The organism is Streptomyces daliensis, from assembly GCF_054782395.1.
On the sequence record NZ_BAAGSO010000013.1, the window covers coordinates 12424 to 34649 of the forward strand.

The 22226-nt window shown below is 71.3% G+C and carries 13 protein-coding genes, 1 tRNA gene and 1 pseudogene; 10 read left to right on the top strand and 5 right to left on the bottom strand.

Translation table 11 applies throughout. The features are described from left to right. Window positions 1-60: 60 nt before the first annotated feature. From sucC to ACYVOO_RS03960, 4 genes are all read left to right on the top strand, one after another. On the top strand, window positions 61-1215 hold the full coding sequence (sucC, locus tag ACYVOO_RS03945) for an ADP-forming succinate--CoA ligase subunit beta (RefSeq protein WP_461014243.1): 1155 nt from the start codon (window positions 61-63) through the stop codon (window positions 1213-1215). Between the two features lie 14 nt (window positions 1216-1229). Next, on the top strand, window positions 1230-2108 hold the full coding sequence (sucD, locus tag ACYVOO_RS03950) for a succinate--CoA ligase subunit alpha (protein ID WP_461014244.1): 879 nt from the start codon (window positions 1230-1232) through the stop codon (window positions 2106-2108). Window positions 2109-2360: 252 nt separating this feature from the next. Beyond that, window positions 2361-4019 (top strand): aldehyde dehydrogenase family protein, encoded by a 1659-nt coding sequence (locus ACYVOO_RS03955; RefSeq protein ID WP_461014245.1) that lies wholly within the window; start codon window positions 2361-2363, stop codon window positions 4017-4019. Window positions 4020-4228: 209 nt separating this feature from the next. Then, window positions 4229-4313, top strand: a tRNA-Leu gene (locus ACYVOO_RS03960). A 739-nt stretch (window positions 4314-5052) separates the two neighbouring features. Here ACYVOO_RS03960 and ACYVOO_RS03965 read toward each other — a convergent pair. After that, window positions 5053-5985: pseudogene (locus tag ACYVOO_RS03965) on the bottom strand (recombinase family protein); the annotation flags it as partial. Window positions 5986-6107: 122 nt separating this feature from the next. On the opposite strand from ACYVOO_RS03965, the gene ACYVOO_RS03970 reads away from it, so the two are divergent. The 4 genes from ACYVOO_RS03970 (at window position 6108) to ACYVOO_RS03985 (ending at window position 8853) form a co-directional block, all read left to right on the top strand. Next, window positions 6108-6779: a terpene synthase family protein gene (locus tag ACYVOO_RS03970; RefSeq protein WP_461014246.1), complete on the top strand. Its 672-nt coding sequence runs from the start codon at window positions 6108-6110 to the stop codon at window positions 6777-6779. Then, window positions 6776-7057, top strand: a complete 282-nt coding sequence (locus ACYVOO_RS03975; protein ID WP_461014247.1) for a cytochrome P450 — start codon at window positions 6776-6778, stop codon at window positions 7055-7057. The genes ACYVOO_RS03970 and ACYVOO_RS03975 overlap by 4 nt, the downstream gene beginning before the upstream one ends. Continuing rightward, window positions 7033-8028: a cytochrome P450 gene (locus ACYVOO_RS03980; protein WP_461014248.1), complete on the top strand. Its 996-nt coding sequence runs from the start codon at window positions 7033-7035 to the stop codon at window positions 8026-8028. Before ACYVOO_RS03975 ends, ACYVOO_RS03980 begins: the two co-directional genes overlap by 25 nt. Before the next feature lie 69 nt (window positions 8029-8097). Next, window positions 8098-8853, top strand: coding sequence for a hypothetical protein (locus tag ACYVOO_RS03985; RefSeq protein WP_461014249.1), 756 nt, complete (start codon window positions 8098-8100; stop codon window positions 8851-8853). Window positions 8854-8871: 18 nt separating this feature from the next. Here ACYVOO_RS03985 and ACYVOO_RS03990 read toward each other — a convergent pair whose 3' ends face one another. After that, on the bottom strand, window positions 8872-16488 hold the full coding sequence (locus ACYVOO_RS03990) for an SDR family NAD(P)-dependent oxidoreductase (RefSeq protein ID WP_461014250.1): 7617 nt from the start codon (window positions 16486-16488) through the stop codon (window positions 8872-8874). 314 nt (window positions 16489-16802) lie between these two features. Between ACYVOO_RS03990 and ACYVOO_RS03995 the strand changes: the two genes are divergently transcribed. Together ACYVOO_RS03995 and ACYVOO_RS04000 are read left to right on the top strand one after the other, a co-directional pair. Continuing rightward, window positions 16803-18785, top strand: a complete 1983-nt coding sequence (locus ACYVOO_RS03995) for an SDR family oxidoreductase (protein WP_461014261.1) — start codon at window positions 16803-16805, stop codon at window positions 18783-18785. Between the two features lie 225 nt (window positions 18786-19010). After that, on the top strand, window positions 19011-19439 hold the full coding sequence (locus ACYVOO_RS04000; RefSeq protein WP_461014251.1) for a 3-oxoacyl-[acyl-carrier-protein] synthase III C-terminal domain-containing protein: 429 nt from the start codon (window positions 19011-19013) through the stop codon (window positions 19437-19439). 93 nt (window positions 19440-19532) lie between these two features. Here the strand turns inward: ACYVOO_RS04000 and ACYVOO_RS04005 are convergent, their stop codons facing one another. The 3 genes from ACYVOO_RS04005 to ACYVOO_RS04015 form a co-directional block, all read right to left on the bottom strand. Next, on the bottom strand, window positions 19533-21275 hold the full coding sequence (locus ACYVOO_RS04005; protein ID WP_461014252.1) for a fatty acyl-AMP ligase: 1743 nt from the start codon (window positions 21273-21275) through the stop codon (window positions 19533-19535). Continuing rightward, complete coding sequence (locus ACYVOO_RS04010; protein ID WP_461014253.1) at window positions 21268-21534, bottom strand: acyl carrier protein; 267 nt, start codon at window positions 21532-21534, stop codon at window positions 21268-21270. The genes ACYVOO_RS04005 and ACYVOO_RS04010 overlap by 8 nt, the downstream gene beginning before the upstream one ends. After that, window positions 21531-22226, bottom strand: a 696-nt coding sequence (locus ACYVOO_RS04015) for a cytochrome P450 (RefSeq protein WP_461014254.1), incomplete at its 5' end; no start/stop codon positions are given. The genes ACYVOO_RS04015 and ACYVOO_RS04010, both read right to left, overlap by 4 nt.

The window sequence follows — 22226 nt, forward strand, 5'->3', positions numbered from 1 at the left end:
TCCAGGAAGGCGATCGTCCAGGAACTTCCAGGATCTTCCGGGAACGGGAGAGGAGCGCGGATGGATCTGTACGAGCACCAGGCCAGGGAACTCTTCGCACACCACGGCGTGGCGGTGCCCGAGGCGGAGGTCGCCGCCACGGCCCGCGAGGCCAGGGAGGCGGCACACCGGCTCGGCGCCGACGACCGCGGCGTCGTGGTCAAGGCGCAGGTGAAGACCGGCGGCCGGGGCAAGGCGGGCGGGGTCAAGCGCGCCGCCGACGCCGCGGCGGCCGAGATCACCGCACGCCAGATCCTCGGCATGGACATCAAGGGCCACACCGTCCACACCGTGATGCTGGCCCAACCCGTGGACGTGGAGCGGGAGTTCTACGTCTCCTACGTACTCGACCGCGCCGCGGGCCGCTTCACCGCCATCGCCTCGGCCGAGGGCGGCATGGAGATCGAGGAGGTCGCGGCGAGACGGCCCGAGGCGGTCGTCCGCGTGCCCGTCGACCCCGCAGAGGGTGTCACCGAGGCGAAGGCGGCCGAGATCGCCGCGGCTGCCGGGCTCCCGGAGGACGTGGCACCCGTGCTGCGGCGCCTGTGGCGGGTCCTCGTCGACGAGGACGCGCTGCTGGTCGAGGTCAACCCCCTCGTCCGCACCCGCGAAGGCGCCGTCCTCGCCCTCGACGGCAAGGTCACCCTGGACGACAACGCCCGCTTCCGGCAGGCCCGTTGGGGCGAGGAACACGACACGGCGGGGCTCGACCCGCTGGAGGCCGAGGCCGCGGCGAAGGGGCTCGGCTATGTGAAGCTCGACGGCGAGGTCGGCGTCATCGGCAACGGCGCGGGGCTGGTCATGTCCACCCTCGACGTGGTCGCGGGCTGCGGGGCACGCCCCGCCAACTTCCTCGACATCGGCGGCGGCGCCTCGGCCCAGGTCATGGCGGACGGCCTCGCACTCGTCCTCGGCGATCCCGCCGTCAAGTCCGTCCTGGTCAACGTCTTCGGTGGCATCACCGCCTGCGACGCCGTCGCCGAGGGCATCGTCCGCGCGCTGGACCAGGTGCGGCTGACGAAACCCCTCGTGGTGCGGCTCGACGGCAACAACGCGGCCCTGGGCCGCGCCGTCCTCGACGCGCACCCTCACCCGCTGCTCGACCAGCGGACCACCATGGACGGCGCCGCGCGCCGCGCCGCCGAACTGGCGGCCTCGGCCGCCGTCGTCGCGTAAGGGAGGCGGAGGCCATGGCGGTCTACCTCACCAAGGAGAGCAGGATCCTCGTCCAGGGCATGACCGGCGCCGAGGGCATGAAGCACACCCGCCGGATGCTCGCGTCGGGCACGAACATCGTCGGCGGCGTCAACCCCCGCAAGGCGGGCCGCGAGGTGGACGTGGACGGGCGCTCCGTGCCCGTCTTCGGCACGGTCGCCGACGGCATGGCGGCCACGGGCGCCGATGTGTCGGTCCTCTTCGTCCCGCCGCCCTTCGCCCGCGCGGCGGTCGAGGAGGCGGCGGACGCGGGCATCGGCCTCGCGGTCGTCATCACCGAGGGCATCCCCGTACACGACGCGGTCGCCTTCCACGCCCACGCGAAGGCGCGCGGCACCCGCGTCATCGGCCCCAACTGCCCGGGGCTCATCACCCCGGGCCAGTCCAACGCGGGCATCATCCCCGCCGACATCGCCCCCGGCCCCGGCCGCATCGGACTCGTCTCCAAGTCGGGCACGCTCACCTACCAGCTCATGTACGAGCTGCGCGACATCGGCTTCTCGACGTGCGTGGGCATCGGCGGCGACCCGGTCATCGGCACGACGCACATCGACTGCCTCGCCGCGTTCGAGGCGGACCCGGACACCGATCTGATCGTGATGATCGGCGAGATCGGCGGCGACGCGGAGGAGCGGGCAGCGGACTTCATCAGGGAGAACGTGACGAAGCCGGTGGTCGGCTACGTCGCGGGCTTCACCGCTCCCGAGGGCAGGACCATGGGGCACGCGGGCGCCATCGTCTCCGGCTCGTCGGGTACGGCGCTGGCGAAGAAGGAGGCGCTGGAGGCCGCGGGTGTGGAGGTCGGCACGACGCCGACGGGGACGGCGGAGCGGGTGCTGGCGCGTCTGAAGTGAGCGCGGCGGGCGGTACGGGAGGGGGCCCGTCCCGTCGGGAAGGGGGCCCGTCCCCTTCGCAAGGTCCTCCCGCCCTCGCCACCCCCCCGGCACGTGATCCTGCGCATATCCGTGCCAAGGCCCGTGCCAATACGTACCCGACTCACTACCGTCCGGTAGGAGTTCACGACCGGGCGGGCCCGGACACGCCTCCCGTGCCTGGCCCCGCCCGCGCACCCGCCCCGTACGTGCAACGAGAGCGGAGAACCCCCGATGGCATCCACCACTCACACCCCCGCACCCACCCTCACCCTCAAGCCGGGCACGGCCTGGGCCGACGCGTGGCAGCGGTGCCGCGAGGTCGCCCCCGAGGCATTCGGCGACGCGGACACCGGCACCGACCACGGCATTGGGACCGGCGCTCACGGCACCGGCACGGCCGACCGTGCTCATCCCCTGGGCCGCGTCCGCAACCTGTGGCGCGGCACCTGGCACGCCGACGGCACCCCACTCCCCGCGACCAGCCCCGTGGACGGCACCCCCATCGCCGGACCGCCCCGGCTCGAAGCGCCCGCCGCCAGGGACGCGGTCCGCGCGTCGCTGGACCAGCACAGGGCGTGGCGCCACATCCCCCTGGCGGAGCGCAAGGCGCGGGTGGCCGCCGCGCTCGACGCGCTGACCGAGCACCGCGAACTGCTCGCGCTCCTGCTCGTGTGGGAGATCGGCAAGCCGTGGAAGCTCGCGCAGGCCGACGTGGACCGGGCGATCGACGGCGTCCGCTGGTACGTGGACCACGTCGACGGCATGATCGAGGGCCGCGGCCCGCTGCCGGGCCCGGTCAGCAACATCGCCAGCTGGAACTACCCCATGAGCGTCCTCGTCCACGCCATGCTCATCCAGGCGCTCGCGGGCAACGCCGTGATCGCCAAGACCCCGACCGACGGCGGCCTCGCCTGCCTCACCCTCGCCTGCGCCCTGTCCGTACGGGAGGGGCTGCCGCTCACGCTGGTCAGCGGCAGCGGCGGCGAGCTGAGCGAGGTGCTGGTCCGCTCCCCGGAGATCGGCTGCGTCTCGTTCGTCGGCGGCCGGGACACCGGGGCGCGCGTGGCCACGGCCGTCGCCGACCTCGGCAAGCGGCACATCCTGGAACAGGAGGGCCTGAACTGCTGGGGCGTGTGGAACTACTCCGACTGGGACTCCCTCGCGCCCCTCATCCGCAAGACCTTCGACTACGCGAAGCAGCGCTGCACGGCCTACCCCCGGTTCGTCGTCCAGCGCTCCCGCTTCGCCGACTTCCTCGCCACCTACCTCCCCGCCGTCGGCTCCTTGCGCTACGGCCACCCGCTGGCCGTGGCCGCGCCAGGGGACCCGCTGCCCGAGCTGGACTTCGGGCCGCTGATCAACGCGGCCAAGGCGAGGGAGCTGTCCGAGCTGACGGAGGAGGCCATCGACAGGGGAGCGGTTCCCCTGCACCGGGGCTCCCTGTCCGACGGGCTCTTCCTCCCCGGCCAGGACACCTCGGCCTACCTCCCGCCGACGACCCTGCTCTCGCCGCCCCCGTCCTCACCGCTGCACCACGCGGAGCCGTTCGGGCCCGTGGACAGCATCGTCCTCGTCGACACGGAGGCGGAGCTGCTGGCCGCGATGAACGCCAGCAACGGCGCGCTGGTCGCCACCCTCTCCACCGACGACCAGGAGGTCTACGACCGGCTGTCCCCGCAGATCCGCGCCTTCAAGGTCGGCCACGGCAAGCCGCGCTCGCGCGGCGACCGCGACGAGCTGTTCGGCGGCTTCGGCGCCTCGTGGCGCGGGGCCTTCGTGGGCGGTGAGCTGCTGATCCGCGCGGTCACGGAGGGCCCGGCGGACGAACGGCTGCCGGGCAACTTCCCCGACTACCGCCTCCAGCCGGAGGCCCAGCCGACGGCGGCCTGACCCGCCGCCCGACCCACGCGCCCGCCCCGGCCGGGGCGCCCTCGCAGCCCCGGCCGGGGTGGGGCCGCCGCCGAATAACCGTCGGACATTCCCGGCAAACCGGCTATACCCGGACCTTGCACCGGATTATGCAGGTGAAGAGCACTCCCGGGAGTTGGTATGGTTGTCCACGTCGCCGCGGCCAAGAGCCACGAGCGACATCACACCTGGTCCGGGTGGCGGAATGGCAGACGCGCTAGCTTGAGGTGCTAGTGCCCTTTATCGGGCGTGGGGGTTCAAGTCCCCCCTCGGACACAAACACTATGCCAACAGGTGGTGCGGGCCGGATGTCGGCTTGCACCACCTTTGTCGTGTGGTCGTAGCTGAGCTGAAGACCTAGCTGGCTGTAGACCTCGGCCTTGTCGGTGGGGTCCGCGCGGCGCAGCGCGTTCAGCATTCCGCCGAGACCGTCGATGAGGGCACGAATTTCGTTCCGGCTCAGGTGTGGGGGAGTCGTCCGCCGCTCGGTGAGCTGAGTCACCCGTTCCTGAGCCGCTGTGCGCTCCAGGGTGGCTTCGCGGCTCCACTGTGCGATGAGAACGGGGTCGGCGCCGGCTTCCAGGGCAGCGCGGTGGCGGGCCAGCTTGCGGTCGCATTCGAGGAGGGTGCGCCGTGCGGATTCGCTCTCGACGTCCATGGCGGGCTGGGCCTCGTGCATGGCGGTGAGGGACTCCTCGATGGCGTGAGGGGCGAAGGCGCGCGCGAGCCAGCCATCCAGAGGGCCGAGGAGGTCCTCTTCCTTGAGCAGCACGTTGAGCGGGTGATCCAGCGTGTTGGCGATGGCGTATTCCTGGGGGTAGCGGCAGCGGTAGTACGTGGTGTCGCGCACGTGGTTGCCCTGCATCTTGCGCCCGCAGTTGTGGTGGGTGATTCGGCCTTTGAAGACGTAGGGGTGTCGGGTGCGTACGACTTCGCGGCCGGCGGAGGCGGGGCCGCGGGAGGCGAGCCGCTGTCCGGCAGCTCGAAAGATGTCGGGGCTGATGAGCGGGGTGTGGGCGGGTTGGTCGGAGTGGATCCAGGCGTCTTCCGGGTTCCAGGTCAGTTTGGTGTGGTGGCCGAGGGCGACGTTGTCGACGTCGATGAGGGATTCGTGCTTGTGCTGGCGGTTCCAGACCTGGTGGCCGGTGTAGCGGGGGTTGGTGAGGATGGCGCGTACGGCGCTCTTGGACCAGGCGGCCCCGCTGCGGTGCGGGTTGCGGGAGCGGTCGGCGGCTGAGGGGCACAGGACGCCGTCGGCGGTCAGACGCTGGGCGATGGCGAAGATGCCGAATCCGGCCAGGTACTCGCGGAAGATCCGTTGTACCACCGGTGCGGTGCCCGGGTCGGGTTCCAGGCGGTGCAGGCGTTTGCCGTCGGCGGCCTTGGCGGGGTTGGGGTGCGGTCCGGCGTCGGCGAGCCGGTAGCCGTAGGGCGGGCGTCCACCCAGGAAGCGGCCTTCGATCTTGGCCTGGGCGCTCATGGAGGAGCGGACGCGGATCTTGATGCGGTTGCGTTCGGCTTTGCTCATGCCGCCGAAGACGGACATCACCAGGTCATGGGCTTCGGAGTCGGGGTCGATGCGCCCGCCGACCTCGGGGACCCAGAGCTGGACGCCGTAGTGGACGAAGACGGGGAAGGTGAGGCCGAACTGGTTGCCGTAGAAGGCGCGCTGCGGTTCTCCGATCACCACGGCGTCGAAGCCGCGGTCCGGTTGCTTGAGCGCGGAGAGCAGAGCGGCTGCTCGTGGTCGGCGGGGCCAGGGGAGGGAGCGCGAGCTGCCGATGTCGAAGTATTCGGCGACGATCTCGTCATCCGGGGCGAGGAGCGAGCGGGCCCGGCTCATCTGCCAGTTGTAGGAGGCGACGGGGTCTTGTTGGTCTTCCGTGGACACACGTCCTGCGAAGGCAAAGGACGTCATCACAGTGCCTCTCTGCCGCTGCTTGCGCATACGCGGTGTGGAGTTGTGGGCCCGGCTCTGTCGCTGAGGCGGGCGGTTGAGGTTGTCGAGCGTACTGCGACTCAGTTGCGGTTTGAAGCGATCGGAGTCCGCTCGTCCGCGCACTGAAGGACTTGCGCGACCGCACCTTCCCGCAGATGTCGTGGCAGTGGCAGAGGCGGTTCGTGCACCATCTGGAGGGTTTCCTCGAAGGCTGTCTGCAGGAGAGCCGCAACCGGGCCGTCGACAGACCACCGGAAGTGGAGGAGTACGTGGCGCTGCGCCGGGCGACCGGTGCCGTCCGGTGCGTGATCGATCTCGGTGAGCTGACCGCGCACGCGGAGATTCCGCCCTTCATCCGCCGCTGCGGGGCCTTCGAGCAGATGCTCACCGCAGCCGTGGACGTGGCCTGCTGGGTCAACGATGTCTTCTCCCTGCCCCGTGAGCTGGCCAGCGGGGATTTCCACAACCTCATCACGGTGCTGCAACATGGCGACGGCTCTCACCGGCAGGCCGCCACGGCCGAGGCTGCTTCCCGGATCACCGCACGGGTCGCGGACTATCTGGCGGCCGAGAGCGCACTTGCCCGGACCATGACCGGCCTTGAGGTCGACGCCACAACCGGTGCCGGGGTGTGGCGCTGCGCGGAGACGATGCGGGACTGGATGGTCGGCACCTACACATGGAGCCGAGCATCCAGCCGTTATACACACATCGAGCCCCGCCCGGCCGGGCAGACCCCCAGCTATCTGGAAGATCTGCTGCACCCGGCCCTTCGCCGACCAGTGGCAGGAGAGACGCCATGACTCGTGCAGCCGACCCGCTCCCGACCGCACCTGGCGCTCTGCCCCTCACCGGTCATGTCCTGCAACTGCGACGCAATCCACTGGCCTCCGTGCAGGCCCAGCGGGACCGCGGCGACGTGGTGGCTTTCAGGCTCGGTCGACAGCGCGCCTACCTGGTCAACGACCCCGAACTGGTCCATCAGATCCTGGTGACCCAGGCCCACGGACTCACCAAGGGGGTGCTGTTCCAGCAGGGAAGGCGTACGCCCCCTTCATGCGTGAGGCCGCCACCTCCATGACCTCCCGCTGGCGCGAGGGCACGGTGCAGCCGATCGACACTCAGCTCTACCAGACCACCGCACGCGCGGTCGTGCGCAGTCTCTTCTCCGCCGAACTCGGCACGGACGCCACCGACGAGATCGTGCGGTCACTGCCCGTCATCCTCAACGGCATCGGAACCCGCACCTACGTGCCGGTCAACGCCCTCTACCGGCTCCCCACGCCGGGCAATCGGCGCTTCGAGAAGGCACTGCGCGGGCTGCACGCGGTGGTCGATTCCGTGATTGCCGAATACCGGCGGGCCGGAAACGATCACCAGGACCTGCTGTCCACGCTGCTTTCGGCGCGGCATCAGGACACCGGCGATCCTCTCACCGATCAGGAAGTCCACGACCAGGCGGTCTCCGTGCTCTCCGCGGGCACCGATCCGACGGCCTCCACGATGGCCTGGGTCCTGCACGCCCTCGCCACCCACCCCGACATCGAACGCGCCGTGCACGACGAGGTCGATCACGTGCTGGGCGGCCGTCCCGTCACCGTGGACGACCTGCCCGCACTCGACTATCTGCATCGGGTGGTCGACGAGGCCCTGCGCCTGTACGCACCCGCCTGGCTGCTGCCCCGATCACCCGAGCGCGACATCGAACTGCGAGGCCACCGCATCCCGGCGGGATCGCAGATCTTCTTCAGCCCTTTTGCCATCCACCACGACCCCCGGCTACGACAGCATCCCGAGCGCTTCGACCCGGACCGGTGGCTGCCCCACAGCGGCGACAGCACCACCCGCTGCTCCTTCCTCCCCTTCGGCTCCGGCGTTCGCCAGTGCATCGGCGAACCCTACGCCCGCACCCTGATGCCGGTCGTCCTGGCGACCGTCACCCAGCACTGGCGTCTGAGGCACACACCGCGCGCCCGCATCCGGCCCGTTGCCTTCACCCTGCTGCGACCGAACCGGATGCCCATGATCGCCCAGAAGCGTCGCCATGCCTGAGCGAGCCGACCACCCCTGCTCCGACGTGCTCGTCATCGGCGCCGGCATCGCCGGACTCACCGCTACCGCATGCTGGGCACCCGCTTCTTCAACTCGCCAGAAGGCATCGCCTTCCTCCCCGAGGGACTGGCCCGGCAGGTGCCCGTCGAACTCTCGGCCACCGCGACCGGAATCGAAGAACGCCGCGACAGCGTGACCGTCGAATGGCAGCGCCCAGGAGAACCCGGGCACCGCGCGCATGCCCGCGCCGTGGTGATCGCCGTCGCGGCCCCCCAGGTACGCGGAATCTTTCCCTCTCTCACTCAGCCCTACCGCGCATACCTCGACGGGCTGACCCATAATCCGATGTTTGTGGTCAAACTCGGTCTGGCCAAGCCTCCGCCCGAACCTGCGGCCTGGATCGTGGTCCCCCGCCAGCAGCACGGTGATCTCATCGAAGTCGTCCTCGATCACAACAAAGCGCCCGGCCGAACACCGCACGGCCAGGGGCTGGTCTCGACCTACTGGAACGCCCCCTGGGTCAGATCCCACTGGGCGGCAGACGACCAAGACGTTATCCGTGCGGCACTTGAAGGACTAGACCGTCTGGGCCTGTTCCCCGGCCTCGCAGCCGACGTCACCCTCACCCACGTCCAACGCTGGCAAGCAGCCCTACCCCGCCGCGCCGTGGGCACTTTTCGCGCACAGCCACCCAACGGCGCCTGCTCACGAAACGGCCGCGTCCACCTCGCCGGCGACTACTTCTCGGTCCCCTGCACCCACAGCAGCCTCAGCAGCGGCGAACGCGCGGCACACAACATCCTGCAAACCCTCAACACTCCGTGAACCGGCCCGGGGGCCAGCTCACCACGACGGGTGCGGAGCCGGGCTGTTCAGGGGGAGTGCGGGGTGTGTGGCTGGCCGGGCGACGTCGGGGCTGTCCGGCTGGTGGGGAATGGCCGCGTCGGGCGCGGGGTGCTCGGCGAGGCGGGGTGCGAGGCGCAGGTACAGCGTCCGTGCGATGTCCGCGAGGGTGCCGGTGCTGCTGCGCAGCAGTTCCATGGGCGGGATGTCGACGCCGAATCTCTCGTTGACGGTGACGAGGAGTTCGGTGGCCATCAAAGAGTCCAGCCCATAGACGTCGAGGCGGCGGTGCGGGTCGAGCTGGTCGCGGTCCATGCGCAGGATGTCCGCCAGGACACCGGCGAGGATGCCGGTCACACGGTCGACGGCTTCCTCTGTCGGCATCTGGGCCAGAGTGCTGGCCAGTTCTTCCCTGTCGAATCCGGTGTCGGTGCTTTCCGGTACCAGCCCGCTCAGCCGTGGGGTGCTCATGGAGGTCACCAGCGTCTTCGCGGTCCGGCCCCAGTTGCAGCGGAGGATTCCGGCCACCTCGGCATCCGTGGCGAGCAGCGGTGCCGCCGCGGTGAGGGCCTCCCGCGCGGCGAGTGGTTCGAGGCCGACGGAGGCGAGGGCTTGGCCCATGTGGTTGCGGGCCACGTATCCGGTGTCCCCGATGGCGCCCCATGCGAGGGCCAGACCTGCCCGTCCCTCACGGCGGCGACGGCGGACGAGTGCTTCGAGGTACAGGTTGGCGGCTACGTAGGCCGTCTGGTGGAGGTTGCCGATGGTCGCCGCCGCCGAGGAGTACATCAGGAACAGGTCGCAGTCACGGTCCCGCAGGAGCAGGTCCAGGACGGCCGCACCGGTGATCTTGGGTGCCATGACTGCGGTCATACGGTCCTCGTCCAGTTCGGCGAGGGGCGCGTCGTCCAGGTGCATGGCGCAGTGCACCACTCCGCGCAGGGGGTGCCCGGTGGCGTCGATACGGGCGGCGATGTCGCGCATCCGGTCGGGCTGGGTGACGTCGGCCTCGTGGACCGTGACCGTCACGCCGCGTCCGCGGAGCGCGGCCTCGGTCGCTTCCGCCTCCGGCGCCTGGAGACCGCGACGGCTGACCAGCGCCACGTGGCGGGCGCCGAGGTCGGCGAGCCAGCGGGCGGTGGCCGCGCCGAAGCCGCTGGTGCCGCCGGTGACCATGTACGTGCCCTCCCCGTTCAGCGGGGCGGGTGACGGGGCCGGTTCCACGAGGGGCGGCTCGTCCAGTGGGTCGAAGGCGACGACGATCTTGCCGACGTGCCGTGAGTGCTGCATGAGCCGGAACACCTCGTCCACGCGCGCGGCGGGATACACGGTGTGGAGCAGGGGCTGATACCGGTTCGCCTCGGTGTTCTCACCGACACCGCTCAGACACGCCCGCGCCCGCTTCTCGTCCTCCAGCACCTGGGTGAGGTCGAAGCCGAAGAAGGCGATGTTGTTGCGGAAGGGACGCAGCGACAACGGTTTGTTCTCATAGATGTCCCGTTTGCCGAGTTCGATGAACCGTCCGCCGGGCCGGAGCAGTTCCAGACTGCGGGTGAGGGCCTCACCGGCGAGGGAGTTGAGGACGACGTCGACGCCTTGCCCTTCGGTGATCTCCCGCACCTGGACGGCGAAGTCGAGGGTGCGGGAGTCCAGCACGTGCCGTACGCCCATCCCGCGCAGCAGGTCGCGCTTGAGACCGCTCCCTGCCGTGGCGATGACGTGGGCGCCGTGCGCGTGCGCGTACTGGATCGCCGCGAGTCCGACGCCCCCTGCGGCTCCGTGCACGAGGACGGTCTCGCCGGGCCGCACTCGGGCGAGCCGTTCGAGGCTGTGCTGCACTGTGGCGAAGGCGACGGGCATCGTGGCCGCGGCGGCGAAGGTCATGTGGTCGGGCAGCGGCCAGACCGCGTGGGCCTCGGTCACGGCGTGGGAGGCGAGCGAGGCGGGGGCCAGGCCCGCCACCCGGTCACCGGGCGACAGATGGGTCACGCCCTCGCCGCAGGCGACGACCACGCCCGCGCACTCCAGTCCGCATCCTTCAGCGGACGACGTGCCCTCGATGGCTTCCGCCGGGAGCAGGCCGACGCTCTGCATCACGTCGCGGTAGTTCAGCGCCGCGGCGCGGACGTCGAGCAGAACCTGCCCGGGGCCGGGCCGGGGCATCCCCCGCCGCTGCCACGCGAGCCGGTAGGACAGGCCGGGGTTGTGCACCTTGAGGGTGTACGGGCCGGTGCCGTCGGCGGATCCGGACACGGGCCGGTGACGTTCCCGGGGGACGAAACGGTCCGCGGCTGTCAGCAGGACCTCGTCCTCCCCTGTGGGCCGGAGCAGCTCCTGGGCGAGCCGCCGGGCGTCGCCCGGGGTGTCCACGGTGCGTTCGAGGGCGACGCGACGGACCGTCATGCCGGGGACCTCGTTGCCCAGGCTCCGGGTCAGGCCCCAGAGCGCGGCGTCCAGTTCCTGCGGATCGACGGGGGAGGGCATGGTGCCGCAGGGGCGGGCCACCACCCACAGCTCCGGTGGTGTGCCCCGGTCCGCGCCGACGGCTGTCGTCAGGGCCCGGACGGCCTGGGCCCGTTGGCAGGCCAGGGCGGTCAGCGCCTCCGGAGCGTGATCCGTCACCTCGCCGAGGACCAGGACGACCGCACGTCGCTCCGGGCCGGAGGCGGCTGGTGTCCGGGAGAGCGCGTCCGACCAGGCGCCGGCCCGGGTGGTCATCTCCGTGACCTGCGCCGTACCGCCGGCCTGGTCCACCAACGCGGCGACGTCGTCTCCCAGTTCGCGCTCGGCGGCCGTCTCGCAGGCCACGAGGACGGAGGCGGCATCGGCCGGGAGCGGTTCCCGTACCGGCTTCCCGGCTGGTGGCCGGGAAGGAGCGGCGGCCAGCAGAACGGAGAATCCCCCGCTCGCCGGGCCGGTGTCGTGCCCGGTCTGGAGGACGTCATCGTAACCGCAGTCCCGTAGCAGGTCAGGCCATGCGCCACGGGACAACAGGGCGGACCGGGGACGCAGTTCGGTGTCGGTGTTGCCGTAGAAGCTGTCGAGGAAACCGAAGTAGGGCAGCAGGAGCTGGGGGTCGTGTGCCTCGGTGGCCAGCAGGTGTCCGCCGGGCGCCAGCAGGGTCGCCACGTTGCGCAGCGCCTCCGCCAGGTCCGGGGCCGTGTGCAGGGAGTGTGTGGCGACCACGAGGTCGAAGCTGTGCGGAGTGAAGCCTTGGGCGGCCGGATCCTGGGCGAGGTCGAAGGTGCGGTAGTCGACGAAGTCGTAGGAGGCCAGGCGGCTCTGCGCACGAGGAAAAGGGGAGGCGGAGACATCGCTGAAGCAGTAGCGGGTGCGTTCGGGCGGCAGCAGGGGGAGCAGGGCCGCCGCTGTGGCGCCTGTTCCTGCGCCCACCTCAAGAACCCGCAGGGCCCGGCCCTGCGGCCAGTGGGCGACGATCTCCCGGGTGAGGGCCTGCGCGACACGGTTCTGGAACCGGGTGTGCGGGAGGAGGTCGTAGAAGTGCTCCACCGCCTGCGCCGTGTGGCTGTCCGCCAGCAGTTCGTCGGGGTCCGCTGCACCGCGCAGCAGTGCCTCGAAGTGCGCGCTCTGACGGGCGAGGAGGCTGATGGCGGCGCTCCAGCCGGGAGCCGCGGCGGCGAGGCCGCTCAGCGGGCGGTGTCCGACGGTGGCGGCTGATGTCAGCCGCCACCGTCCAGGAGCGTCCGTACCGGCCAGTCCCAGCTTCTCCATCTCCGGCAGGAGGAGGGCGAGCAGCCGTGTGTGTTTCTCCAGCGCTCCTGCCGCCACCAGGTCCTCCAGGGCGAAGGGGGCTGTGGGATCGGGGAGCAGGGCGGCGATGGCGGTGGCTGTCCGGCGGACGAACACCTCGTGCGGCATGCGCATCGCCTTGCCGCAGTGGTCCGGCAGTTCCGCCCGCAGCCGGTCGATCCGGGCCGCTGCCGCCTCGCCGATGCGCCGCGGGGAGGGCAGCGGTGAGGGCGCGGCCGGCCTGTCGAGGTGCGGGGCGGCCCTCAGCTCCGTGTGGTGGACGCTGACGGGAGTGCGGCCCGTCGCCGCGACGCGGCGTACCCGGCAGCTGTCGATCTGGGCGGTGACGCGCCCGTCGTCGTCGGTGAGGGTGATGTCCCAGCACACCTCGTGGTCGGTCCGGCCGCGCTCGCGTACGTGGATCGCGCCGGTAGGTGCGGGCTCGTCCCATACCCGGACGGCGCCGACCGACGAGGGCAGGAAGGCCGTCTGACCGGCCGCCAGGTCCCCCAGCAGCACGGCACCGGGCTGGAGCGCCCCGTCGAGGAGAGCGGGGTGGACGGTGTAGGGCTGTCCTGGCGTGTCGTGCCGGTAGCGGGCGAGGACTTCGCCGTCGCCGATATCCAGGGCGGTCAGTACCTGGAACGCCGGACCGAAGGCGAGCCCCGCGGCCGTACAGGCGTTGTAGTGCTCCTCGGCGGTCACCTGACGGGGACAGCGGGCGGCCAGCGCCGCCAGGTCCAGCGCCGTGGGGCGGGGCCGCAGCAGGGTCCGCACCCGGGCCTGGACGTGGGGGCGTGGTTCCGTGGAGCCAGTGGTGGTACTGGCGACGGTCAGTACGCCGCTGTCGGGCAGCAGGGTGGTGTGGACACTGGTGCCGGGGGCATCGGACCAGGGCACGACGAGGGCCGACTGGATGTCCAGATGCTCGACCTCGGCGGGTGCGCCGAGCGTTTGGCGGCCCGCGGCGAGTGCCATCTCCACGAATCCGGCCGCGGGCATGACGACGGAGCCGAGCACGCGGTGGTCGGTGAGCCACGGAACCAGGCCCGGTTCGACGGTGCCCTCCCACACGGGGTGCGTCGCCCCGATCCGTGAACCCAGCAGTGGGTGCGTGAGGGCGCCGTGCCTGCTCCAGACGTCCGGGCCGCTGTTCCAGTGCCGTTCACGCTGCCACGGGTAGGCGGGCAGGCCGGTGACCTGGCCGGGGCGCGGGAAGTACCGGTTCCAGTCGGTGCCCGCGGATCCTGCGGCGATCAGCGCGGCCGGTACCGCGGACAGCGTCCGGCGGCCGTCCTCCCGCCGGTACAGGGTGGCGATGGCCGTCTGTTTCCTGCCCGGCCGGGCGGTGACCGTGCGTCGCAGATACGTCCGCAGCACTGGGTGGGGGCCGATCTCGACGAAGATGTCACCACCTTCCTCGACCACGCCTTCGAGGGCTGATGCGAACCGCACCGGCCGGCGCACGTTGTGCCACCAGTATTCGGCGTCCAGGCCGCCGCCCGGCAGTTGGCAGCCGGTCACGGTGGAGTACAGGGCGATGTCGCCGTCGACGGGCTGAAGGTCTTTCAGCGCTGCGACGAGCGGTTCGCGCTGTCCGTCCATGGCACGGCTGTGGAAGGCGTAGTCGAGCCCCAGGTCGCGGAAGAAGACACCACGCTCGGTCAGACGGGCGCCGAGCGCGGCCAGCGCTTCGGCGGTTCCGGCGACGGTCACGTCCTGGGGACTGTTGACACCGGCGATCTCCAGCGCCTCGCCGCAGGACGCGATCTCCTCGGCCGCCTTCTCGGCGGAGAGGCCGACGGCTGCCATGCGGCCCAGGCCCGCCGTCGCGGCCTGCGCCCGGCTGCGCTCGACGATCACCTGCGCCGCCTGCGCCAGGGTGAGGACACCCGCGGTGCGGGCCGCTGCCACCTCGCCGACGCTGTGTCCCAGCACCATCGCGGGCGCGACGCCCCGCTCGCGCAGCGCGGCGACGATGCCCACCTGCACGGCGAACAGCAGCGGCTGCGCGACCTCGGTGGCCGCCAGCCGCCATTCGTCGGCTGGCAGTCTCAGATACTCGGTGACCGACCAGCCCAGACGGGGTGCGAGTTCGGCGTCCGCCTCCTCCACCGCCGCGCGGAAGGAAGGGTCCTCGCGCAGCAGGTCCGCGCCCATGCCGGCCCACTGCGAGCCGTTGCCGGAGAAGACAAAGGCGACCTGGCCACCGTCCGCCGCCTCGGCCACGGCCGTCGGCACTGCCGCCGGAGCCTCCGCACCATCCGTGTCCGCTGCGGCCCCGGCACCGGCTTCCCCGCCCCCCTGCCCCGCGAGCGCGGCGAAGCCCCGGGCGGCCTCCTCGGGCGAGCGGGCGAGCACGGCGGCCCGGTGCTCGTGCAGACCCCGCCTCCGGCAGGAGGTGTAGGCCAGGTCGTAGAACTCCGTCGGTCCGGCCTCGGCCAGGCGGTCGGCCATGGCGGAAGCGGCCTCAGCCATGGCCCGGACCGTACGGCCGCTGGCCACCAAGGGCAGCCCCTCGGGCGGCGGCACGGGGGCGGGAGAGACAGGGCGGGCCGGTCCGGTGGTGAGGGCGACGTGGGCGTTGGCTCCGCCGAAGCCGAAGGAGTTGACGCCCACCACGGGCCGGTCGACCTGAGGCAGCGGCTGTGGCTGCGCGGTCAGGCGCAGCCCGAGCCCGGTGAAGTCGATGTCCGGGTGAGGGGTGTCGGCGTGCAGTGAAGCCGGAGCGACGCCGTTCCGCAGCACCAGCAGCGCCTTGCACAGCCCCGCCATGCCCGAGGCCGGTTCCAGATGGCCGAGGTTGGTCTTGACCGAGCCGAACGGCAGCGCACCGGTGATACGGCGCACACCCAGCGCGCGGCCGATCGCCTCGGCCTCCAGTGGGTCGCCGACCGGTGTGCCGGTGCCGTGCGCTTCGAAGTAGACCAGCTCGTCCGGATCGATCCCGGCCTCCGCGTAGACGTGGCGCAGCAGCTTCTCCTGGGCCTCGGCGCTGGGCAGCGCGAGCCCCTTTGTGCGGCCGTCGCTGTTGGTGCCGCTGCCGAGGATCACGCCGTGCACCCGGTCCCCGTCGGCGAGCGCGTCCGGCAGCCGTTTGAGGACGACCACGCCGCCGCCCTCGGCGCGGACGAATCCGTCGGCGTCCGCGGAGAAGGCCGCGCAGTGGCCGCGCTTCGAGAGCATCGACGCCTGGGAGAACCCCACGTAGTGGAGAGGGCTGAGCAGGATGTTGGCGCCCCCGCATAGCGCCGTCCGGCTGGTGCCCTCCGCCAGGGTGCGGCAGGCGCGGTCCAGGGCCACCAGCGAGGACGAGCAGGCGGTGTCCACCGCCATGCTGGGGCCGCGCAGATCGAAAGTGTGGGACAGCCGGTTGGCCGCGATGGAGGAGGCCGTGCCCGTCATCATGTACGGGCCGACCGAGTGCAGCGACAGCATGTGTGCCGCACCGTAGGTGGCGTCGGAGATGCCGACGTACACGGCCGTGTCCGACCCGGCGAGCACGGCCGGAGCGAGAGCCGCGTCGTCGAGTGCTTCCGTGGCCAGCTCCAGCAGCAGCCGGTGCTGCGGGTCCATGTCCGCGGCCTCCTTCGGCGAAATGCCGAAGTAGCCCGCGTCGAAGCCCGTCACGTCGTCGAGGAAACCGCCCGCCGCCGTATAACTCCGTCCGGTACGGGCCATGTCAGGGGTCACGAACCGGCGGGCGTCGAACCGGTCGGCCGGCACCTCACCGACCGCGTCCCGCCCTTCCAGCAGGGCGCTCCACAGCGCGTCGGGACTGTCGATACCACCCGGCAGGCGGCAGGAGAGACCGATGATGGCGATGCCCCTGCTGAGGGTGTCGCCGCGTACCGAGGGCTGCGTCATGCTCGGCCTTTCGCTGTGCGGGCTGTGCGTGTGGAACGGGGCTACGGGACTCAAGGGCCGGACGGAAACGCACAGTAGTCATCCGTGCGACGGCGAAGACACAAAGTCACCGGAATGCGCGGTGTTCCCGCGCAGATGCAACCGGACGAGTGATCAACGCGAGTTGCGCTCCCCGCCACTCATCGGAGTGAGCACGCGGAACACCCCGCACATGGCCGCCCGCACCCCGCGGCGGCCACGTAGCGTCCCTTGCACCGAGCCGGCGATCCCCCCTTCAGGACCGGCGATCCCCCTTCAGGAGGCGTTCCTTGTCCGTGCTGCTCACCGGCGCGACCGGATTCCTCGGCTGCCGCCTCCTGCGGGAATTGCTCGCCCACGGCGAGCGGGCCATCACCGTCCTGGGCCGCGGCACACCGGAGGCACTGCGCCACCGCGTCGAGGCCGCGGTGCGATGGCTGGACACCCCGCCGCTCGCTCCCGGCGCTCCCGGCGCCCTCGGCACCGTCCGCTACGTCAGCGCCGACCTGACCCGCCCTGGCCTCGGCCTGAGCCCCGGAGAACGTGCCCGCGTCACCGAGGGAGCGACCGCGCTGTGGCACTGCGCGGCCCTGCTCGATCTGGGGGACGACCCGGCCCCGCTGCACCACGCGAACGTCATCGGCACCCGTCGCGTCCTGGAACTGGCCGACGAAGCGCCCTCCGCGCACCTGCTGCACGTCAGCACCGCGTATGTCGCCGGACGACGGTCCACGGGCGTCGTCATGGAAGACGACCTCCTGGACACCGAGGGGTTCCAGATCCCCTACGAGGAGTCGAAGTACAACGCCGAGCGGCTCGTCCACGCCTGGGCGAACCGCACCGGACGGGACGCGACGGTGTTCCGCCCCAGCCTCCTCGCCACCGACCGGCCCGTTCCCCCGGGCCTGCCCGCCCAGCCGGCCGACACCCTGCTCGATCTTCTGCGGCGGCACCTGCGGAACTGGGAACGGGCCGTGCCGGCACCGGCGCTTCCACGCCGACCGCGCGATGAAGGCCGCGTCCTGCGCGTCCGCGTCACGGGCGACCCGGAAGGCCGCCTCAACCTGCTCCAGGCCGACTATGCCGCCCACGCCATGGTGCGGGCCGCGAAGTGCCCGCACCATGGCGCGGGTGTACGCACCCTGCACGTCACCCACCCGCGCGACGTGCCGTTCGCGACGATCACCGAGGCCCTGCGGAGCCGCTTCCCGTATCTGTCCGTGACCATGACCGACGGAAGGGTGTCCCGCCGCACGCCGCTGGAACGGCTCTCCGCCGAATACCGCGATCTGCTGACGTACAGCGCACACCGCCGCACCTACGACCGGACCAACCTCCTCACCTCGCTCGACGGCCTTCCCGACCCCGGCCCCGTCGATCTCGACTACCTGGTCCGGGCCTTCGCGCCCGTTCTCCCCGCTGAGGCCCCGGGGCGGGGGGAGCGGAATCGGACGGCTCCGTACAGCGGGCCTGAGCCCTCGTCCGCCGGAGTCCCGTCACCGGCCGTACCGTCCGCCCGGCACACGTCGTGGACATCGGTGCGCGCTGGCAGGCGGGATGCCCGCCTGCGGCTGTACTGCTTCCCCTTCGTGGGAGCCGAGGCGGCCGTGTATCTGCCGCTGGCGGAATTCCTGCCGGACTCCGTCGAACTGTGTTCCCTGGAGGCGCCCGGCCGCGGCGGCAGGAGCGGGGAAGCGCTGATGAGCAGCGTGCCGGAGCTCGTCCAGGCACTGACCGGAGTGGTGACAGCCGACGCCGGGGCACGGCGGTTCGCCTTCTTCGGACACTGCACCGGCGGGCTGCTGGCCTACGAAACGGCCTGCGCGCTGGCCGCCGCGGGCAGGCCCGGACCCGATCTGCTGGCCGTTTCGGGGGTGGCGCCTCCCCATGCTTACGCCGCTCGTGTGGCGGAGGCCGTGCGGAATCCCGCCCTGCTGACCTCACTGATGGACGAGTTGGTGGCGGACGCACGGCTGCGTGGTGTGGCCGAGGGCGCCGTCGCCGAAGCGGAGCTGCTCAACCACGTGCTGCACGTCCCGGCTCCGGCGCCGCCCCTGAGCTGTCCGGTGACCGTCACCGGTGGGGAGGACGACTCCTTCTTCACACCCGGCCTTCTAGACGGCTGGTCCACACACACCACGGCCGGCACGCCGACGCCTCGGCTGTACCCGGGAAACCACATGTATCTGATGGACCAGTGGTCGTGTGTCGCTCACGATCTGACGGAGGACTGGGCCGCGGTCCCGCGCCGGGCCGGGACCGCGGCGGGCCAGGACTGAGACGGCTCGGACCCTCACGGGGCGCGGAGCCCCGGCGGCGTGCCAGCCGTCGTCCGGCACCTCACCGGCCACTCTGCGTGACACGTCGACGAAGGCCGCCCCGTCGCCTTCGTCCGCGCCCTGCCGTCCTACAACTTCTCCGACGCCGGCGCCGCCGTCATCCTCCGCGCAGGTGACGTCCAGCCCGGCGGCCCCGGCGGCCCCGGCGTGCTCGGCAGTCGTTTCATGGCCGACTCCACCGCCTGGGACGCCGCGAAAGCCGAGTACGGCGGCACCGTGGCCAGGCGCCACGCACATCCGCACTGCCGCTTCCAGATGAACAGCATGCGCATGCACGAGCGGCTGAACACCGTCGTGCTCGACACCAGCCGGACACTCACCGACGAGCTGAACACCACGCCACAGGACATGGCCTTCATCGGCGTCCACCAAGTCGCCGTCCGCGACGTGGAAGAGACTTACACCGGCCGCTTCGGCATGCCCCGCGACCGCATGATCCTCACCCTCTCCGAACATGGCAACGCCGCTTCCGCCTCACTCCCGCTCCAGCTCTCCCGCGCCCTGGAGTCCGGCATGGCCGGACCCGGAGACATCGTCGCGCTGATGGGTCTGGCCGCCGGTGCCAGCGCCGGGCTGATGGTGCTGCGCCTGTGAGTCCGCCTGCGGCCCATTCCCTGCACCGGCCTCCTCACCCACGGCACGACCCTCGTGAGGCTGCCTGGCCTCGGTGAGGGTGACAGAGTGCGTTCAGTTCGGGGCGGGCAGGTCAGAATGGAGGGGAGTGAAGCGGGAGGAGCGGAGTTCGTCCCGGGTGCGTGCGCGTTGGATCTTCCCGCTGGTGGTGCGGGGGATGCTCATGGGGCCGACGATGACGACGTGGGCGGCCAGCCGTAGCTCATGGGCCAGGCGCTTCCTGATGGCGTCGGCCAGGCTCGCGGGCGGGCGGCCGTTGAGGTGCGAGGGGCGGATTTCCTGGACCAGGGTGATGCGTTCGGTGCCGGAGCCGTCGGGGAGGGCGAAGGCGGCGCAGGGGCCGGTGGCAGGGTCGGTTGTCTCGCTGAGGCGTTCGACGTCCTGGGGGTGGATGTTGCGGCCGTTGACGATGATGAGGTCTTTGGCGCGGCCGGTGACGTAGAGCTGGCCTTCCTGGAGGAAACCGAGGTCTCCGGTGCGCAGGTACGGGCCGTCGCCTTCGGCCGTGGTGGCGGCGAAGTGCTCGACGGTGGCCTGGGGGTTGTTCAGGTAGCCGTTGGTGACGCTGTCGCCGCGGACCCAGATCTCGCCTACGTGACCTTCTCCGAGGGGGCGGGTGGTCGTGTGGTCGACGATGCGGACCTCGGTGCCGGTGCCGGCGGGATGACCGCAGCCGACGAGGGCGGCGCCGTCCGGGGCGGGTGTGGCACGGCCCGCTTCCAGCGCGTCGCGGTCGAAGCGCCGCACGGTCGGGCCGCTGCCGCAGGAGGTGCCGGTGACCATGAGGGTGGCCTCTGCCAGGCCGTAGCTGGGCGCCCAGATGTCCGGGCGGAAGCCGAGGGGGGCGAGGCGGCGGGCGACGGTGTCCAGGACGTCGGCGCGGACGGGTTCGGCGCCGCTGAGGGCGAACCGCAGGCAGTCCAAGTTCAGGTCTGGTTCGGTGAGATGGCTGTCCTTGAGGTTTTTCAGGAGCCAGTCGTAGCCGAAGTCGGGGGCGAAGGTGTAATAGGCCCCGTAACGACTGATCATCTCCAGCCACAGCAGGGGGTGGGCGATGAAGGAGACGGGAGAGCAGAAGACGAGGTTGCCGTACGACGTGAGGGGGCTGAGCAGCATGCCGACCAGGCCCATGTCGTGGTAGTGCGGCAGCCATCCGGCGCCTGTCTGCGAGGGATCGTGGCGCAGTTCGTCCCGGACTTCCTCCGGCAGGAGTTTCTCCCTGATCGCCAGCAGGTTGTGCAGCAGATTGTGGTGGGTGATGACGACGCCGCGCGGTTCGCTGGTCGATCCGGAGGTGTACTGGATGTAGGCGGTCGCGGAGAGGTCCAGGGCGGCGGGGCGCCAGGTGCCGGGGCCGGGCAGTGCGGTCCCGTCGGTCGTGGCGCACTCCGTCCGCAGTCCGAGGCCGGTGAGCCAGGAGGTGAGGCGGGGCCGGTGAGCGGTGTCGGTGAGGAGGAGGCCGGCGCCTGAGTCCTTCAGGATGCCCTCGGCACGTTGCAGGGCCCGTCGGTCGGTGTCCGGCAGGGGAGCGGGGATGGCGATCCGGCCGGAGTACAGGCAGCCGAGGAAAGCCGTGAGGAAGTCCAGGCCCGCCGGGTACATCAGCATCACCGGGGCACCGGGCGGCGTACGTTCGGCGAGCCACGCCCCGACGGCGCGGGCCCGCGCGTCGAGCTGGGCGAATCCGAGGCGTTCCACCTCGACGAGTTCGCCCCGGACCCTGTCCACACGCGCGTACCAGCGGGTGTCTCCGAGGAGCCACACCTTTTCGTGCAGGAAGCGGACGAGTTCACTCACCACCGGCTCCGGCCCGCCGCGTCAGGCACTCCTCGACGTAGCCGACGACGGCGCCGACCGTGTGCAGTTCCCATGCGTCTTCCTCCGGGATACGGACCCCGAAGCGTTCCTCGGCGTGGACGGTCATCCGCACCAGGACCAGGGAGTCGAGCGCGAGGTCCTCGATGAAAGCGGTCTGTTCATCGACCTGCGCGGGGTCGATGCCGCCGCATTCGGCGAGCAGCGTTCTCACTTCGGTCAGGATCTCGGAGCGGTTCACCGGGCCGTCTCCTGTTGCGGGGTGTCCCAGGCGACGGGCAGGGTGCTGAGGCCGCGTTCGAACATGCTGGGCCGCCACCGTGGAGTGCCGTCCAGGCGCAGGCCGGGGAGCCTGCGCAGGACGGTGGTGACGGCGGTCTCGGCGGTCATCCGGCCGATGTGTGCGCCCAGACAGTAGTGGGCGCCGTGACCGAAGGCGAGATGGCCAGGGGTGGGGCGGCGCAGGTCGAGGCGGTCGGGGTCGGGGTACCGCGCGGGGTCCCGGTTGGCCGCGCCGAGACACAGGAACAGGGACTCGTTCGCGGGGATGGTCACCTCGCCGAAGTCGACGGGCTCAAGGGTGCCGCGCCAGCTCGTGAACGGCAGGGGGCTCTCGTAGCGCAGCAGTTCACCGAAGGCCGTCTCGGTCAGGGACGGGTCGTCGCGCAGCTCGGCGAGCCGCGCGGGGTGGGTGAGCAGTGCGTGCAGGCTGTTGCCGACGCTGTTGATGCTGGGGTCCTGGCCCGCCACGAGCATCATCATGACCTGACCGTGCAGTTCGTCCTCGCTGAGCAGCCCGTCCTCGTCACGGGCCCGGACCAGCAGCGAGATCAGGTCGTCGCCCGGAGTGTGGCGCTTCTCCGCGACGGCCTTGCGGACGAACGCGTCGATCTCATGGGCGAGGGCCGCCACGTAGGGGACGTCGTTGTTCCA